The organism is Bacillus sp. K7 (assembly GCF_053903245.1).
On the sequence record NZ_CP096406.1, the window covers coordinates 2,790,296 to 2,808,419 of the forward strand.

At 45.7% G+C, this 18,124-nt stretch carries 16 protein-coding genes; 5 read left to right on the forward strand and 11 right to left on the reverse strand.

Annotation, left to right across the window (positions count from 1 at the left end):
• The first annotated feature begins 159 nt into the window (after nt 1-159).
• The gene (locus M1D98_RS14255) at nt 160-2,475 is read left to right on the forward strand and encodes a helix-turn-helix domain-containing protein (protein ID WP_268559653.1); all 2,316 of its coding nucleotides are present in this window, start codon (nt 160-162) and stop codon (nt 2,473-2,475) included.
• A gap of 40 nt (nt 2,476-2,515) precedes the next feature.
• On the opposite strand, the gene M1D98_RS14260 is transcribed toward M1D98_RS14255, so the two are convergent.
• From M1D98_RS14260 to M1D98_RS14310, 11 genes are all read right to left on the reverse strand, one after another.
• Entirely contained in the window at nt 2,516-4,012 is a 1,497-nt protein-coding gene (locus M1D98_RS14260) for an extracellular solute-binding protein (RefSeq protein WP_121643104.1), read from the reverse strand.
• Between the two features lie 23 nt (nt 4,013-4,035).
• A complete protein-coding gene (locus M1D98_RS14265) occupies nt 4,036-4,875 on the reverse strand; it encodes a carbohydrate ABC transporter permease (RefSeq protein ID WP_121643766.1) in 840 nt (279 codons plus the stop codon).
• Nucleotides 4,876-5,103: 228 nt separating this feature from the next.
• Nucleotides 5,104-5,865: an NAD-dependent epimerase/dehydratase family protein gene (locus M1D98_RS14270; RefSeq protein WP_121643105.1), complete on the reverse strand. Its 762-nt coding sequence runs from the start codon at nt 5,863-5,865 to the stop codon at nt 5,104-5,106.
• Between the two features lie 76 nt (nt 5,866-5,941).
• On the reverse strand, nt 5,942-7,117 hold the full coding sequence (locus tag M1D98_RS14275; RefSeq protein ID WP_121643106.1) for a cytochrome P450: 1,176 nt from the start codon (nt 7,115-7,117) through the stop codon (nt 5,942-5,944).
• Between the two features lie 69 nt (nt 7,118-7,186).
• Nucleotides 7,187-8,194, reverse strand: a complete 1,008-nt coding sequence (bioB, locus tag M1D98_RS14280) for a biotin synthase BioB (RefSeq protein ID WP_268523632.1) — start codon at nt 8,192-8,194, stop codon at nt 7,187-7,189.
• Between the two features lie 2 nt (nt 8,195-8,196).
• Complete coding sequence (gene bioD / locus M1D98_RS14285) at nt 8,197-8,892, reverse strand: dethiobiotin synthase (protein ID WP_010329549.1); 696 nt, start codon at nt 8,890-8,892, stop codon at nt 8,197-8,199.
• A complete protein-coding gene (gene bioF, locus M1D98_RS14290) occupies nt 8,889-10,058 on the reverse strand; it encodes an 8-amino-7-oxononanoate synthase (protein ID WP_121643107.1) in 1,170 nt (389 codons plus the stop codon). Before bioF ends, bioD begins: the two co-directional genes overlap by 4 nt.
• Nucleotides 10,048-11,394, reverse strand: a complete 1,347-nt coding sequence (bioA, locus tag M1D98_RS14295; RefSeq protein ID WP_268559655.1) for an adenosylmethionine--8-amino-7-oxononanoate transaminase — start codon at nt 11,392-11,394, stop codon at nt 10,048-10,050. Before bioA ends, bioF begins: the two co-directional genes overlap by 11 nt.
• On the reverse strand, nt 11,384-12,160 hold the full coding sequence (gene bioW, locus M1D98_RS14300) for a 6-carboxyhexanoate--CoA ligase (protein WP_456279667.1): 777 nt from the start codon (nt 12,158-12,160) through the stop codon (nt 11,384-11,386). The genes bioA and bioW overlap by 11 nt, the downstream gene beginning before the upstream one ends.
• 197 nt (nt 12,161-12,357) lie before the next feature.
• A complete protein-coding gene (locus tag M1D98_RS14305) occupies nt 12,358-12,858 on the reverse strand; it encodes a hypothetical protein (protein ID WP_435577140.1) in 501 nt (166 codons plus the stop codon).
• Nucleotides 12,859-12,911: 53 nt separating this feature from the next.
• Nucleotides 12,912-13,811 (reverse strand): dienelactone hydrolase family protein, encoded by a 900-nt coding sequence (locus M1D98_RS14310; protein ID WP_456279668.1) that lies wholly within the window; start codon nt 13,809-13,811, stop codon nt 12,912-12,914.
• 217 nt (nt 13,812-14,028) lie between these two features.
• On the opposite strand from M1D98_RS14310, the gene M1D98_RS14315 reads away from it, so the two are divergent.
• From M1D98_RS14315 to M1D98_RS14330, 4 genes are read left to right on the forward strand one after another with little or no spacing between them, the layout of a single operon-like run.
• Nucleotides 14,029-15,063, forward strand: a complete 1,035-nt coding sequence (locus M1D98_RS14315) for a LacI family DNA-binding transcriptional regulator (RefSeq protein WP_121643112.1) — start codon at nt 14,029-14,031, stop codon at nt 15,061-15,063.
• A 33-nt stretch (nt 15,064-15,096) separates the two neighbouring features.
• The gene (locus tag M1D98_RS14320) at nt 15,097-16,374 is read left to right on the forward strand and encodes an ABC transporter substrate-binding protein (RefSeq protein ID WP_456279669.1); all 1,278 of its coding nucleotides are present in this window, start codon (nt 15,097-15,099) and stop codon (nt 16,372-16,374) included.
• Nucleotides 16,371-17,282, forward strand: a complete 912-nt coding sequence (locus M1D98_RS14325; RefSeq protein ID WP_435577141.1) for an ABC transporter permease subunit — start codon at nt 16,371-16,373, stop codon at nt 17,280-17,282. Before M1D98_RS14320 ends, M1D98_RS14325 begins: the two co-directional genes overlap by 4 nt.
• Nucleotides 17,279-18,109 carry a carbohydrate ABC transporter permease gene (locus M1D98_RS14330; protein WP_010329541.1) on the forward strand — a complete coding sequence of 277 codons (831 nt, stop codon included), beginning with the start codon at nt 17,279-17,281 and terminating at the stop codon, nt 18,107-18,109. The genes M1D98_RS14325 and M1D98_RS14330 overlap by 4 nt, the downstream gene beginning before the upstream one ends.
• The last annotated feature ends 15 nt before the right edge of the window (nt 18,110-18,124 follow it).

Below are 18,124 nucleotides of genomic sequence, written 5' to 3' on the forward strand. Positions count from 1 at the left end.
TCCGTCTACAATCATATGATCACATCCTGCCTAATCCCTTTGTAATCAAGGGTTCAGCCGTTCTACCTGAAAAAAAGACACCGATATTAGAAAATGATTATTGACAATATCTATCAATCTTTGGATTAATTGTATTAAGGTGAAAGTGGATGTTCTGAAATGGGGGATTTTATGAAAAGAAGCCAATACAAGTTTTATAACAAACTCATCACGTTTTTCTGTCTGCTCAGCACCATTCCTGTCATTCTAGTTGGATTGTTTTCGTACGAGCATTCTCAGAAGACGGCTATCTCCAATGTATCGGAGGAAAAATTCGACACACTCCAGCAGACCCAGCAAAGCATCGAGCATATATTAAAAACCGTCGATCACTCTTTAACCCACTATGTGAGTTCGCCGCCTCTCCTTCGCACACTGTCCGAGCCTTTGCACTCTGACCAATTTCAAATCTATAACCAAGTGAACCAAGAGCTCAACTACCTACAAAGCTTCGATACCGACCTGTCCAACATGACGCTAGTCAGCTATATGAAAAAATGGTACATGAACAATTCCGGCTTATACCGTTTGAATACAAACTCTCTTCACGAAGCAGCCGCAGCATATACAACACACAAAGCAAGCCGCTCGTATTGGACGCTTGAAGAAAACAATCATTTGATTTCGACAAAAGAAGGGACATCAGACAACTGCCGCTACAATATTAATTTGATTAAACAGCTTCCTCTAAACAGCACGATTACGAAGGGATTGGCCGCCGCAAGCATCCCGAGCTGTTCGCTTGTCAAAAACATGCCTGATTATTCAAACGCCAACAACCTGTTTATCATTAATGAAAAAGGCCGCATCATCCTGCATAACAACATGTCTGACATCGGCGAATCTCTTCAAAACGACGACTTTGTCCAAAAAATGCTGGCGCAGACCGCCAATAGCGGTCAGTTTGAAACCGTTATTGACCGGGTTCATTATAAAGTCACCTATCAAAAATCCGACTATAACACATGGACTTATTTCTCTCTCGTTTCCTTGCCTGAATTAAAAAAAGAAGCCAAATCAATCGGCTGGATCACGGTTACGGTATGCTTCATTTTGTTAGCGCTTTCATTATTATTCTCTTGGCTTGGCTCCCGCCATTTTTACAAACCGATCCGGCTGCTTTACGAATCTTTCGCAAAACATGGTGCCATACAAGAGAAACAGCCGCCTCAAAATGAATTTGAGTTAATCGAGCAGAGCTTTAAGCAGCTAAAGGACAGAAATGATGATCTTGAAGAAACGATGAAACAGCAGGCAACTCATCTGCAGCACTATTTTATGGTCAGGCTCATGCTTGGAAAACTGACGGATGAGGAGGTCTATAATCGTTTTGAAAGCCTCGGTTTAAAGCAAAATTGGCGGCATCTCTCCCTGCTCGTGCTCCAAATTGATACGCTGAATCATACGCCTTATGAGAAAAAGGATATGGATCTGCTTTTGTTTGCCGTCAACAGCCTGATCGAGCGCAACATCCCGGCAGACAAACACCTTGCCCCCGCCGTCGTGGATAAACAGCAGGCAACCATTTTGATCAATCAGAGTGGAACAAAAGAAGCATTCATGGCTGAGCTGAATGAGACTGCCAGGATGATTCAAGAAAAGGCGGAAATGGAGCTGCAGCTGTCTGTCAGCATCGGCATCAGCAAGCCGTTTGATGCGCTGGCAAAGGCGAAAACAGCCTATGTGGAAGGTTCCGAGGCATTGAAATACCGGCTCAAAGCGGAAAACAAATCAATCATCTTTTATGAAGACCTCGACCAGAAAAAAACCTTCAAAACCCATTTTCCAAAACAGCTTCAGCATGAGCTGTTTGATGCCGTAAAAGCGGGGGACAAGGAGAAAGCGGACAAATGCCTGCACGCGATTTTAAAAGCGATCTTCACCCAAAACACCAATCCATACCAATTCCAAATCGCCATCGCCCGCTTTTTGAACCATGTGATTGAACTGATGCACGTACTTGGGATCGAATTGTTTGAGCTTGAAGAAAACAAAATGCTGTATGACCAAATTTTCGAGCTGAAAACGTTTGAGGATACCGAAAACTGGCTCAAGAATGAGTTCATTCATCCAATGACAGACAAAGTGAACGCCCGCGCGGATGCCCAGTACAAAAATATTTCCGACAACATCATTCATATCGTCCACCATGAGTTTGAATCTGATTTGACATTGGACGAAATCGCCCGCAGGCTTCATTACAATCCAAATTATTTAAGCAGCATTTTCAAAAAAGAGATGGGCATTTCATTCAGCGAATATGTCTCCGGCTACCGCCATCATATGGCGAAAAGCTGGCTTGCTGAAACCGATATGGCGGTGAAAGACATTGCCGAAAAGCTGAAATATAAAAACTCGCAAAATTTTATCAGATCATTTAAGAAGTTGGAAGGGATAACACCGGGAACCTACCGCCAGCAAAAAAGAAGCATGTAAAAAACCCAAAACGCGCAAGCGGTTTTGGGTTTTTCCAGTGTTATTTTGCTTGTTTAAACGCTTCTTCGTATTCCTGAATAATTTGCTTTCCGCCGCTTGACTTCCATTTTTCCACTTCTTTATCAAACTGGGCTTCTGTGATGTCTCCAATCATATATTTATAGGTCGCGTCATCGATGATTTTCTTCAGTTCATCTCCCCGTTCCGACTCCGCAGCGGAATACAGGCTTTCAGCAGGGTTTGAGACGATGATCTTTTCATTGTCTTCGGTCAGTTCCTCGTACGCCGTCCGAAGCGGGTCCCCCGTGTTTTTTAAGTAGGCTTTATCAATGGCGATTAAGCCGGACAGCGGCTGAATATCAGTCTGCCAGTCTTTCACTTGGCTTTCTTCGCGTGTGAACGTTTTGCCCTCTCCTTTCTTGTAATGAACACCGTCAATGCCGTAGGTCATCAGACTATAGACGTCTTCCTCGGCAATTCGGTCAAAAAACGCCAAAATCCGTTTAAGCTCCGCTTCTGTTTTCACACTTGTTTTCGGAAAAGCAAATAAGCCGTTATGCCCTCCCGATGCCCATACCCGCTCTTTCCCATCCGGGCCTTTTATGCGGTTGATGATTTCAAGCTCCATCGATTTATCGGAGGCATGGTCGCGCAGATTAACCGCATCTACCATATTCCCAATGTAGATGCCGGCTTTTCCTTGAGAAAACAGCTCCTGCTGCTGGGTTTTGCTTGTGACGGGAAAATCCTTATTCATATAGCCATTGTCACGCAGTTTTTTCATGTAGTTCATCGTGTCTTTGTATTCCTGCGTCATGAAATCAGGCGTGAATTTGCCGCCTGATTCCTTCCAATCTGTCGGCATGCCTCCATACGAGCCAAGCGTTTTAAACGCGCCGTAAATTAAGTCATTGCGGTCTGTCAGCCCAAATGTATCGTCTTTCCCATTCTTATCCGGATCGTCCTCCGTAAACGCTTTGGCGACTTCATAAAGCTCATCCAGCGTTTTTGGCGTTTTCAAATTCAAATTGTCCAGCCAGTCCTTCCGAATGACGATCCCCTGTCTGGAAAGCGGACGTTGTCTGTATATCCCGTAGAGCTTGCCATCGATTGTAACGTTTTTATTAATGAGTTTGTTCATTTTGCTTAAGTTCGGGTAATCTTTGATATAATCGCCAATTTCCCAGAACATTCCTGATCTGAAAGCATTCATGACTGACGAATTTTTAATATCCTGGATGGTCACGATTTGCGGAAGATTGCCGGCTGCAAGCGCCGCATTCAGCCTGTCTTCTTTCACAGCGTCTGGCACCCAGGTGATGTCCAGTTCTGTATTTGTCAGCTTTTCAATTTCTTTAATCGCCCTGTCTTTCGGCGGCTGCTGGTGATACAAAATCGCCATCCAAGACAGCTTCACCTTTGCATCAGAGTCAGCTTTCCCTTCAGCAGAAGACTGATCAGCCCCTTTACAGCCCGCCAGCACACCGCCAAGTGCAAGTACAAGCACAATCAAAAGCACCCTCCATTTGTTTCCCATCGTACCCCTCCGTTTCATATTCTTTATCCTTTGACAGATCCCAGCAAAGCTCCTTTTGCAAAATGCTTTTGTATAAATGGATAGACAAGCAGAACCGGGATGGTTGCCACCACTATGACCGCCATTTTGATGGTTTGCTCAGGCGGCGGGCTGCCAGATCCCATTTCGGACATATCCCCCTGCATCCCGCTTGATACAATCACGATTTGGCGCAAAAGCACCTGAATCGGCCATTTTGCCGAGTCATTGAGGTACAAAATCGCCGTCATATACGTGTTCCAATACGTGACCGCATAAAATAGTGAAATCGTTGCGATCGCAGGAAGAGACAGCGGGAGCACAATTTTAAAGAAAATGCCCAGGTCATTGCACCCGTCGATTTTCGCAGACTCTTCCAAGCTTGACGGGATATTTTGAAAGAAGTTTTTGAGAATGATCAGGTTAAAGGCATTAATGGCTGTCGGCAAAATGAGCGCCCAGTATGAATCGAGCAATCCAAGCGATTTGACGACAAGGAAAGTCGGAATCATGCCGCCGCTGAAGAGCATCGTAAATACGACGAGAAACATGAGCGGCTGCCGGCCGATTAACTCACGGCGGGATAACCCGTAAGCCATCAAGGAAGAAAGAAACATGCTGACCGCAGTGCCTATCACTGTCACAAACACAGAAACAAACAAACTCTTATAAATAATGTCTGTTGAAAAAATGTAACGATAAGCATCCAGCGAAAAAGTAGACGGTATTAAAATGAATGTTTTCGACACGACTTCCTCTACTGTGGCGAAGGATGCCGCGATCACATGAATAAACGGAAGTACGCATATTAAAGCGAATATCAGCAAAAACCCGTAAATCAACATGTCAAACAAGCGATTTTTTAGTGAATGTGCGATAGCTCCCACCTCTCTTTTGTAAGCGTTATCATTCTTTGTTAAACGAGCTGCAGCATGTGACGATATCGTGTCTAAAATGTAGCAAATCTGTGATGGCCGCGTCTATAATCATTTGAACAGAGTCCCCGGCCTGGCGGGGACTCTCGTAAATGAAAGCCGATGATAAAAGAAAAAGAGCATCATCTTAGAAAATGATTATGCTCCGTTCTCTTCCTCTTCCAGAAGTTCGGCTGTATTGGTTTGAGGCGAAAAACCGAGTTCGTTGACAGCGGATTCAATCGACCATGGCCGGCCCGGGTTGTCAGAAACGGCGTAATACGTGCCGTACCGGATATTGGTTTCAATAGCGGCTTTGAAAATCGACAGCAGGTCAGGATGAGAAAGCAGTGTCTTTTTCGTCCGTTCTTTTTCATGCAGCGTATCCATTTCATTTGTGACGACTGTCCCGATTCGAAGGTTGATTACTGAAAGTTTATTTTCCAAATAAAATAAATGGCCGATCTGTTCCGAGGTCAGCTTTAATACACCGTACAAGTTTTTTGACAGCGGATAATCGCTTGTTGTAATCTCACGTCCTAAGAGCGAACGCCCGTCTTTCTCATACACATCTGTAACATGATTGCTGCTGGCGAACACGAGCTTTGGAATGCCGAGCTCCGCAGCTGCGCGGCACAAGTAATAGCTTGCCCGATAGAAAACATCCGTCATTTTCTTAAATTCATTGATGTCCATGATATCGTATTTGATATTGACAGCCAATAAATTCAAGATCACATCTGTATCTTTCGGAATCTTCTTCAACAGCTCCCCATAATTTGCCGCGTCAGCCTGAATGGAAGAGGCTGTGCCATCAAAATGATCTTTATCAAGCACTGTCACTTCATAATCTGCTCTCAGCCCTTCGACCAGCAGTCTCCCAATTACACCATTTCCGCCGGCGATCAGCACTTTTTTCACAGTGTTCACTCCCCTTTTTTATAGATTGCCCATTTTCGGCGGAGCTGACACTTTTTTTGGCACTCACATTTCTGGTTTAGTCAAAAGTCACCGACAGCTCCTCAAGCGCCCGAAAGCCAAAAAGCGGCCGGTATTGAAATTCCGAACCAGCAAGCTTGAGGCCGGACATCCGCTGCAGGAGGATAGTCATCGCAATTTGGGCCTCTAATCGTGCCAACGAAGACCCTATGCAAACATGATGTCCCTGACCGAATGAAAGATGCCGATTAGGGCTTCTCGTTATATCGAAAACATCGGCGTTCGTAAATATGTTTGGGTCTCGATTGGCAGCCCCTAACAGAAGATAAACTTGTTCTCCTTGACGGATCGTCACCCCGCTGATGTCAATATCTTCTGAGGCAACTCTGGCTGTCATTTGCGTGGGGCTCTCATAGCGTAAACATTCCTCAATTGCGTTACCGATCAGATCAGGATTTTCTTTCAGCATCATAAGCTGTTTTGGATGCTGCAGCAGACAAAGAACTGAATTGCTAATGAGATTCACCGTTGTCTCATGTCCGGCGACCGCCAGCAATATGCACGCAGATGCCGCTTCCTCTTCCGTCAGCTTATGATTTTCGGTCCCCTTCAAAAGCATGCTGATCATATCCTGTTTAGGATGCCGTTTTCGCTTTTGAATCAACTCTCTAAAATATGCCGTAGCCTGTACAGCGGTATGATTGCCCTCTGTTAACGCCTTCCTTGACCGGGTAAAATCAATCGTTTGGACGAGACTTGAAGCCCATTCTTTTAATTGCTCCCTATCTTCCGCCGGCACACCTATCATGTTGGCGATGACGTAGCTCGCCAAAGGAAAAGCAAAGTCTGAAATGACCTCCATCTTTTTTTCACCTTGCACTTGATCTAGCAAATGATGGACCGTTTCATCGATATACGGGCGATAACTCTCTGTCATTCTCGGGGTAAACGCTCCGCTGGCCAGCGTCCGCAATCGCCTATGATCAGGCTGATTCTGAAACAGCATCATCTGCCTTTGCACACATTGAAGATCCTGATATTTGACTGACGTCTCAGGGAGCGGGGGCCGGACTTTGAACCTGGCATCTTTCAGGATGGCTGCCGTTTCTTCATATCCTGTGACATACCAGCCCGGATATTTCAAGAAACTCCCTTTATATATAGGATGGACAGCGCGCAATGTTTCGTAAAAAGGATATGGGTTTTTCAAAAACGCAGAAGATGCAATTGTCATGTGTACCTTTCCTCTCTCTTTCAAAATAAAAAGCAATCGACATCACACCGATTGCTTGTATTGATTCTTTCAGCTTTTCGCGGTTAAACTGGCCTTCATTTCTTCGACAGACTCCACTTCAAAGCCTAGATCACTCAGCATTTTATGATCCTCCGTCTCCTCTTGGCCGGCAGTTGTTAAGTAATCTCCGACAAAAATGGAGTTAGCGGCGTAAAGCCCTAATGGCTGCAATGAGCGGAGATTGACCTCTCTACCTCCGGAAATGCGGATTTCTTTAGACGGGTTGATAAAACGGAACAGCGCCAGCACTTTTAAACAATACAGCGGGTTTAATTCGTTGACGCTTTCTAACGGTGTGCCATCAATCGCATGCAAAAAATTCACTGGAATGGAATCAGCGTCAAGGGCCTTCAAGCTTTTTGCGATATCGATGACGTCCTGTTTCGTCTCTTTCATTCCGATAATAGCGCCTGAACACGGAGACAGCCCTGATTCTTTCGCCATTTCAACCGTATTGACCCTGTCATCGTATGTATGCGAAGTCGTGATGTTTGAATGGTTTCTCTGTGACGTATTCAAATTATGATTATAGCGGTCTACTCCAGCTTCTTTCAGGCGTTTCGCCTGCTCTGGCTTTAACAGCCCGAGACACGCACAAACCTTCAGTCCATATGTCTCTTTAATTTCCTGCACCGCGTCTACGACCTGATCCACCTCTCTGTTGGATGGCCCTCTGCCGCTTGCCACGATGCAATATGTGCCGATATTCAGATCGTGCGCCCGTTTTGCGCCTTCTAGAAGCGTTTCCTTATTCACCATCCGGTAAGACTGAATCGGGGCTTTTGAAATTGAAGACTGTGAACAATAGCCGCAATTTTCCGGACAGAGTCCTGATTTCGCATTCATAATCATATTGAGCTTTACTTTTTTTCCATAAAAGTGTTTTCTGATTTGAAAAGCCCCGTGCATCAAAAGCAAGATGTCTTCATCTGGACAGTTTAATATCGAAAGCGCCTCTTCGTCGGTCACTTCCGCTCCAGCAAGCACCCGGTTTGCGAGTTCCATCCATTGATTCATTCTCATACCCCCACTTGATTCATCAATAATGATAGATTGATATGGTCTTTTACCATCTGTAGAACCGTTTCTTTCGTCACGTTGACAAGCTTTGGCGTAATCCCTAAAATCGGCACACCACATAAGCGCTCAATCATCTCAGGATTGGTTTTTTCATCATCATGAAGAGAATCACTGATTCCATTGATGACAATGCCGGCGATTGGGAGCCCCATGCTTTTTGCATATTGGACCGTTAAAAAAGTATGGTTAATGGTTCCGAGATGAGGACGTGCCACAATGATCATGGGAAGCTGCAGCGCTTTTATGACATGGCTGACTAAAAAACCCTCTCCCAGTGGCACAGAAATACCGCCCGCACCTTCTGCGATGAAGCATTCATGTGTTTCTCTTATCCGCTCCCAATGGCTTAAGACCTCTTCCATAATGACAGCCTTTCCCTCCAGCTTCCCTGCGACATATGGCGCAAGCGGCGCTTTGAAGGCAAAAGGCGTAATATCTTCATGAGAAAGACTCGTCTGTGACGTTTCTTTCAGGATACTAGTGTCACTTTCCGGATGATGCCGAGAAATACCGCTTAAAAATGGTTTAAACACCCCGACATCTCTGTTATGTTCTCGCATTAAAGCGGCGAGACCGCTGGATATAACGGTTTTCCCCACTTCTGTATCTGTTCCTGTCACAAAAAAACCCCTCAAATGATATGCAGCTCCTTTCCAATTGAATGAAATGATGTCAGCAAATGATCAATATCACTCATCCTGTGGTCAGCAGTGACGGTTAATCGGATCCGGCTTTCACCAGGCGCAACGGTCGGCGGCCGAATGGCAGGGGCATAAATCCCCTTGTCCTCCAGCTTTTCTGCAAATGTGACCGTTTTTCGGGCATCGCCGATGATCACAGGAATGATCGGCGTGTGCGCCCCTTTCACCAGGTAGCCCATGTTCGTCAAACCCGTTCTGACCATGTTGATATAAGAAAATAAACGCTTCCGTTTTTCTCTGCCGGCTTCAATGATGTTAAAAGCCTCATAAGCGGCTGCACAGCTGGCTGGCGGAATAGCGGTTTGAAAAATAAATGTTCTGGCATGGTTCAGCAAGAAGTCGATGGAGACAGCTGAACCTGCGGCAAACCCTCCCTCTGTGCCAACAGCTTTGCTTAAGGTGCCAACCACAATGTCAGGACAAACGCCAAAGTATTCACTCGTTCCCCTCCCCGAATCACCTAAAACACCTGTAGCGTGGGCATCATCAACGATTACGAAGGCATGATAGCGTTTCGCAAGCGAGATGATCTGATCAAGAGGGGCAATCGCGCCATCCATGCTGAAGACTCCGTCTGTCACAATAAAACGCCGCTGATAGCGCTGTGTTTCTCTCAGCTTATTTTCAAGATCGTCCATATCAATATGCGGATAAACCATTGTATCGGCCTTAGACAGACGGCAGCCATCGATGATACTTGCATGATTGAGTTCATCACTTAAAATGACATCTTCCTTCTCCGGCAATGATGAAAGGATACCGACATTGGCTAAATAACCGCTCGAGAACAGTAAAGCCGCTTCCGTCCGTTTAAAGGCGGCGATCTTTTTTTCAAGCTTTTCGTGCCAAACCGAATTGCCTGTCGTTAAACGGGAGCCGCTGCTTCCTGCCCCGAATTGCCGCAGTGCTTCTTGGGCTGCAGAGATCAAGCGGCTATGGCTTGCCAGTCCTAAATAATTGTTTGAAGACCAGACCGTTTGATTCTCTCCGTCAATGTTCCTTTCCGGAATCGGAGCCCCATCCATTGTCCGCAGGTTGCGGTATATGCCGGCTTCCTTTACTCTGTCTAACCGCTCGTTTAACCAGGCGTCAATCTTCAAGACTGGTAACCTCTTCGATCGCTTGTTTCATAATGGCAACCATTTCCGCGAGCTCTTCTGCTGTGCTGGCGAGAGGGGGCAGCAATGCAATCACGTCGCCCAGCGGCCTTGTCAGCATGCCCAATTCCCGCATTTTAAGCGAAACTTTGTAACCAACACGCCGATCAGCAGGGTAAGGCTTTTTGGTCTCCTTTGACTGAACAAGCTCTGCGCCGCACATAAAGCCCAGCTGCCGAATGTCGCCGACGTGGGGAAGAGCGTGAAGATGTTGAAGAAGGGAATGAAGCTTTTCACTTTTTTCCGCAACTTGTTCCACAATGTTTTCAGATTCAAATAACCGCAGATTTTCAAGGGCAACCGCACAGCCGAGCTGATTCCCCGTATAGGAATGACCGTGAAAAAAGGTTTTTTGGTTATCATAATCATCATAGAATGCCTTATAGATGTCTTCTGTGGCAAACGTAACGGCGATTGGCAAATAACCTCCTGTAATGCCTTTGCCGGCAGCCATCAGATCAGGCTGGACATTCTCGTGCTCGCACGCAAACATTTTCCCAGTACGGCCAAAGCCTGTTGCGACTTCATCGACGATCATTAAGACATCGTATGTTGTACATAGCTCGCGCACGCCCGCCAAATATCCTTCCGGCATCACGATCATACCAGACGCTCCTTGAATCATTGATTCAATGGAAAGCGCGGCAATCTCCTCATGATGTTCCTCGAGCAGCTGTTCAAGCTCTCGCAGGCACTCATCACGGCACTCGTCAGGATCGCCGCTTTCAGAGCGATACACGTAAGGAATCGGCGCTTTGTAACTATCAAACATTAACGGCCCGTATACGTGGTGGAACAGTTCAATTGAACCGACACTGACGGCGCCAATCGTATCACCGTGATACCCATTTTTCATGGCGATAAATGTTTGTTTCTCAGGCCTTCCGATGTTCTTCCAATATTGAAACGCCATTTTCAGGGCGATTTCCATCGCTTCTGCACCGCTGTCTGAATAAAACACTCGCGTGAGGTTTTTTGGGCTGATGTTGACTAATGTTTCGGCAAGCTGGGTTGCAGGAACGTTGGTCATGCCCAATAACGTGGAGTGCGCGATTTTTCCGAGCTGTTTTTTTATGGCGCCATCTAATTCCTTTTTGCGGTGCCCATGGACATTAAGCCAAACAGAAGAAAAACCGTCATAGTATTCCTTGCCGTTTATGTCTTTGACTTTGATTCCATTGCCGCTTTCAATGATTAAGGGATTTTCATCGTAATCTTTCATTTGGGTGAACGGCAGCCAGAGGTGTTTTTTACTGCTTTCTATCAAATCATGAATCATGGTCTTCCTCCCACTCTATCAAAATAGGCTGTTTCTCCAGTTCATGTATGTACGTGTTGACATCTTCAGAGCCGTCAATAAAAAAGATGCGGCAGCCCTCTTCATTTCCGTATTCTTTCATTGCTGTAATACGCTGATAGCCCATTTTCTTGCCTGCAACGTAGCCTGTTATGTAATCGGGGTCATCTGACCAGCATAATTCTGCGACGGCTGCCGGATGCGCGCCAACCTTAGAAGCAAGTACAAGGGCCTCTTTTATTCTTGAATGTGCCGGCACGTGATAGCGAAGCGCCCATTTTTGAAAATTAGCGTCCGGCCAATCCATTCTTGAGACCCGCACCCCTTTTCCTTTTGTTTTGTCCATCCGCTCGCCTGAGTGAATATCAAACAAAACCGCTCCACTGACACCCGACCATTCAGGGATTTGTTCATATGCTTTATCAATCACTTCTCGTGAAACACCTTCTCTTTCCAATAACAATCGGGCAAGCTTTTGTCCCTCTTGGGGGGAATTCACTTCGTTTGTTTGCACTGGCAATGGCTGAATGATTTTTATCGATTCATGAACCTCTTCAAATTGAATTTGCATAAAATCGGGCTTTCCTCTTGAATGTGATAACCCTTTTTCTAATAAGGCATTGACTGTACGCTTCATCTCATGGAAAGGAATAAGCCGCTCTCCGCCAGATATATGCTTTCCGCCGGCTTCATGAGATCCATTCATAGAAGCCCTCATTCTGACACTATAAAATATTTCTTCTTGCATCTCTTCTCGCCCTTTCACTGAAAACTGAAGAACGTCTCTCACATCCCATTCTAATTGTTAACCTAATATAAAAAAAGTTAACAATTAGAATATTATTATTCCCATATGATTCTGTCAATATAGGAAATCTTCATTTTGTTTGGGGCTGGTCCTTGAAACGAGCAAAAAAACCGTTTTACAGGAAAACGGTCCTAGCCTTAGATGTCTATTCCTCTGCGTTTTTTTCGATTTCTACACTTGATAAACAAGCCGATCCCATTTATCATCAACAGCCCAAAAACCGTATTGCCTAACGGCGCCCAGCCATTCTCACCTGTGAAAAATAAGGACAAAGCCACCTTCCCAACAAGTGTCACATTCAATAGGATGAAACCATATACAAGCGACCGCTTCCAGAAAGCAGCCAAAATCAAACCGAGAAAAACCATCATGAAAGCAATTGTTAAAACAGCCGAGATCGGGCTGCCTAACAGCTTTTGCTCGAATTCCAGCACTTTTTGCATGTGCAGATCGATCTTCTTAGGTTCCGGAAACCAGACCATACTGCTCATCATCAATACAAAAATGATGATGATGCCTTTCCAGCTGCGCTGATACGCAGCATAAACCAATACGAGTAAAAAGAGGGGACGAATATACCAGCTTAATGGATTGAGATGCCGCCGGAAAGCCCAATCCAAAATGTCTTGCAATTCCATCGGTTCCACTTCCTTCGCTCATATCTGCGTCTTTCTGCCAATTCCACTAAACGTCACAGCCACTTTTGCAAAAACTGCACAGCTTCATGCCTCATCACTGCCGTTTCGAAATGCCCAGAAGCGGAACGGACCACCCGATAGCAATCAGAAGCGCCCTGTCCAGCATACACAGCTGCCAATTCTTTTTCTATTTTGTTCACACCCTCAGCCGGCGTTAAACGATCGTGTACACCCACAAGGCTAAGGTGCGGGCGCGGCGCGATCAAGCTTTGGATCTCCGAGGCAGAAAAATGCTTTGCAAGCGACGGGACGTAATAATAAAAACCATGCCGGTCAAGATTCTGCGTTTTCATCAACACGTGATGATCTACCTGGCTGCACAAATCCACACACACCTTAATCCGGTCATCAAGCGCCGCTGTCCACCACGCCATCAACCCTCCCATAGACATGCCGATGGTCCCGATTCTGTCAGGCTGAACATCAGGGCGAGACTGCATATAATCTAACGCTCTTACACTGTCATAAATCATCATGCCCCACATCACTCTTCCGGTAAGAAGCATTTCTTTAAACATCTCTCTTTCCGTTTTTCCCCGCCGATCTCCAAAACCCCAATGATCAATCGCAAGTACGCCGTATCCGAGAGAAGTCAGTTCACGAGCGAAAGAAGGCGCTTTCAAATAATCCGCTCCTTCCATCAATTCACTTTTTCCTCTGTCATACTGGCCTCCGTGCGAATGCTGAAACAATACGGCAGGGCACGGCCCTTCTGCGGACTTCGGTTTCACAAAATAAGCGGGCACTTTTTCATGTCCGTTTAGATCGAGCAGGAGCGTTTCAATGATGTTTCCTTCTCTTTCTTCAGTACGCAATGTCTCCGTTCTGATTTCGCTCCTGTCAGGCAAATCTCCAAGCAATCGAAACAGCTGCTTTCTTCTTTCCATACTCATTCTCTCACCCTTCCTTATTCGCTTACTTCACATTTACGAGATGAATCTGGTTTCCCCTTTATTTTTCCAAAACAAATTGAATCATTTACTAAATATTTAGTAAATATAATTAAATATTCTGAAAATAACTGTTGTAACCGCTTACTTTCATGTGATAGCATCAATTTATCAAAACAGATGGGTTAACATTTTACTAAAATAGATGTGAGGGATACCTATGGTTCGGATTAAAGATATCGCTATGAAAGCTAATGTTTCCAGCGCAACTGTTTCCAGAATTTTGAACGAAGATGAGTCGCTTTCTGTGGCAGGCGAAACAAGGCAAAGGGTCATCGCTATCGCAGAAGAGCTCGGCTATCAAACGGTTGCTAAACGCCGAAAAACCCGCGGGCAAAAACAGCGGGCCCATCCGCTGATCGGCGTGCTGAGCTGTCTGCCCCTTGATCAAGAAAGGCAGGACCCTTATTTTTCCTCGATTCGCAAAGGCATTGAAAAGGAATGCTTCGAACAGGAAATTTTCATTACGAATTGGATTCATCTCGGTTCCTTTCAGGAGCATATCTTTCGGGAACTGGATGGTGTCATTGTCATCGGCCGTGTTCATGATGAAGCGGTTAAGCATATCAGCGGAAGGCTGGAGCATGCCGTATTTATCAATCATTCACCCGATCCGCAAGCATATGATTCTATCAGTATTGATTTTGAATTCGCTTCACACCAAGCGATTGATCACCTTTTCGGCCTAGGTTACAAACGGTTAGGCTACATTGGCGGACAGGAAAAAGAGCATACGCTGAAGGACGGCCAAAGCATTCGCAGAGTCATTGAAGATAAACGCCTGACCGCCTTTTTAGCGTCCGCCGCCCCCCAGCCCGAGCATGTGCTGGTCGGAGAATACAGCATGCGCGAGGGTTATCGCCTGATGAAGCAAGCAATCGCTTCAGGCAATCTGCCGGACGCATTCTTTATCGCCAGTGATTCGATGGCGATCGGCGCGTTAAAAGCGCTTCAGGAAGCCGGATTGCAAGTGCCGCGCGATACAGCGATCGTCAGTTTTAACGGCATTGAAGAAGCTGAATTTGCCAGCACGCCTTTAACGACGGTGAAGGTATACACAGAGGAAATGGGCCGAACAGGCGTAAAACTGCTGCTTGACCGCCTCAATGGCCGGACGCTTCCTCACCGCGTTACCTTGCCCACAACATTAATCGTGAGACAAAGCTGCGGATCTTCAGCTAAGGAGGTGACATAAGAACATATTCATCATGATCATAAGGAGGAACAGATGAAACACACTTTTGTTTTATTTCTCTCTCTCATTCTGCTCGTTCTGCCCGGCTGCTCAGCAGAAAAAAGCTCAGCAAATCCCGCAAAAAAGACGTTAACCATTTATTCTACAATGTCAACGGACAGCGAAAGAGCTACGTTCAGAAAACTGGCGGAAGCGTTTGAAAAGGAACACAGAGACATCCGTGTCAGCCTTCATTTCCCAGGCAATGACTATGAAAATATGATGCGTGTCAGAATGGCAGCCAATGATTTGCCTGATCTATTCGATACACATGGCTGGGGAAAAATCAGGTACGGAGAATATACAGCGGATCTCCGGGATATGGAATGGACTCAAAACCTCGATCCAAATTTAAACAGCATCCTCAAAAGTAAAAGCGGCAAGGTGTATGCTTATCCGATCAATCAGGCAAAAGACGGACTGGCGTATAACCGCAATATGTTAGACCGTTACGGCATTAACCCGCCGGAAACCATGGATGACTTTATCAAAGCGCTGAGAACGATCAAAGAAAAGAGCAAGGGCAGCATTGTGCCCTTCTGGTTTGCCGGCTATGACAAAAGCTCATTCGCCCAATATTACGACCAATTCGCTACACCTCTTCTCATCACAGATCCTGCCCATAATGAAAAAAAACAGCTCATCAACGGCACGTTTCAATGGAGCAAATTCACTCATTTATCAGACATCCTTAAACTAATGCAGAAAGAAAAATTAATCAATATTGACGCTGTAACCGCAAAAAAATCACAGCTCATTGAATTAATGGCCCAAAACAAAATCGCCTTTACAATGCAAGGCGGCACACTTGGCCAAGACGTTGCCCAGATTAATCCGAACGTCAAGGTTGGCATTATCCCGACACCTGCCATACATGCCGGAGATGATCCGATATGGATTGGCGGTGAACGCTACACGCTTGCAGCCTGGAAAGACTCCCCTCACGTAAAGGAAGCAAAAGAATTCATCGCATTTATGGCCCGTCCCGCCAATGCCAAACAAATGGCTGAAGCCACATCGCTTCCAGCAGGGCTGACCAATGTGAAAGCTGATATTTTCTACGCCAACGACTACGAGCATTATCAAGACGTCAAAGTCGAGCCTTACTTCGACCGTTTATACTTGCCAAACGGAATGTGGGATGTCCTAGGCACGGTCGGACAGGAGCTTGTGGCTGACATTTTGACGCCACAAGAGATTTCGAAAAAGCTGGGAAGAGAATATAAACGACTCCGGGAGCAATCGCAAACACAGGGAGCTGAAGAGCAATGAGTGAGATCGCAAGAGACGTTCATGTGAAACAGGTTAAGCCGAAAAAGCAGTCCTCCCTTTGGTGGATGTATATTCCTGCTTTGCTCTCCGTTCTGATCTTTATGATTTATCCGTTTGTGAAAGGGACATTGATCACCTTTACAAACTGGAACGGCTTTTCACAAGTCTACCAATGGGTGGGATTCGCGCAATATGAAAGGCTGTTTTCTGATCCCGACACTTGGCACATCTTAAAAAACACGCTACTTTACGGGCTCGGCAGCACTTTTTTTCAAAATGTGGTTGGGCTCTTGTACGCCCTGCTTTTGAATCAAAGCATCAAAATGAAAGCGGTAACGAGAACAATTGTCTATTTGCCGGTGATGATCAGCCCGCTCATTATGGGCTATATTTGGTACTTTTTCTTCTCCTATGACGGAGGCGCGCTTAACGATTTGCTCGGTGTATTCGGCATCAGCCCGATCAATGCGCTCGCCAGTCCATCGCTCAACCCGTGGCTCATTGTCATGATTAACACGTATCAATATGTCGGGATTGCTATGGTTGTCTACTTAGCCGGCCTGCAAAGCATTCCGAAAGACTACTATGAAGCTGCACAAATGGATGGCGCGAAACAAAGCCAGCAGTTTTTCAGCATTACGCTGCCGCTGTTAATGCCCTCGATCACAATTAATATGGTCATCAACATTATCGGAGGCTTAAAGCTGTTTGATGTCATTATCGCTCTTACCGCAGGCGGCCCCGGAAATGCGTCGCAATCCATGTCCACGTTTATGTATGATTTGTACTTCAAACGGCAGGATGCCGGCTATGCCGCAACACAAGGCATATTTATGGCATTTGTTATTTTGATCATCAGTTTCTGCGCGCTTGCGTACTTTAAAAGAAAGGAGACGGAAATGTCATGAATGCAGTCCGTTCAAAAAAATTGCGGATGATTACGATTCTTGCCGCCATAGTGGCCTGTGCGCATTTTATTCCTTTTTACATCCTTCTGACTACTTCATTAAAAGCAAAAGGAGACTACAGTTCAAAATGGCTGTTTCCAGCTGACATCTCCTTTCACAATTTTTCAGAAGCGTGGGAGCGCGCTTCGTTAGCAAACTCTTTTATGAACACCATCATCATCACAGGTTTTTCTGCCTTGCTGTTAATAATATTCGGCTCTCTTGCCGCCTACCCGCTTGCCCGGCGGGAAACGAAGCTGAATAGAGCCGTTTTCGTCTTGCTGATTTCCATCATGATCATCCCTCCATTAACATCGATGGTACCTCTGTACCGAATGGTGGTGGATGCCGGAATGGTCAATACCCACGCCATCGCCATTTTGATCAATACAGCGGCTTATATGCCATTAACGGTATTCTTGTATTCTGGCTTCATCCGTTCGACCATTCCGAAAGAGCTTGAAGAAGCCGCAAGAATAGATGGCGCAGGCATGCTGAAAATCTTTTTTACGATTGTGTTTCCTCTGCTGAAACCCATCACCGCAACCATCTGTATTATTTCCTGTGTCTTCATATGGAACGACTATCAATTTGCGATTTTCTTTTTACAAGATCAAAAGGTTCAAACATTAACAGTAGCCATGGCAGGGTTTTTCGGAGAAAACGCCAACAATCTGCATTTAGTTGCCGCAGCCGCGCTAATGGCGATGCTCCCTATGGTTATTCTGTTTTTGGCGCTGCAAAAATACTTTATTGCCGGCCTGTCATCCGGAGCAGTAAAAGGATAACACTTGAGGAGGAAT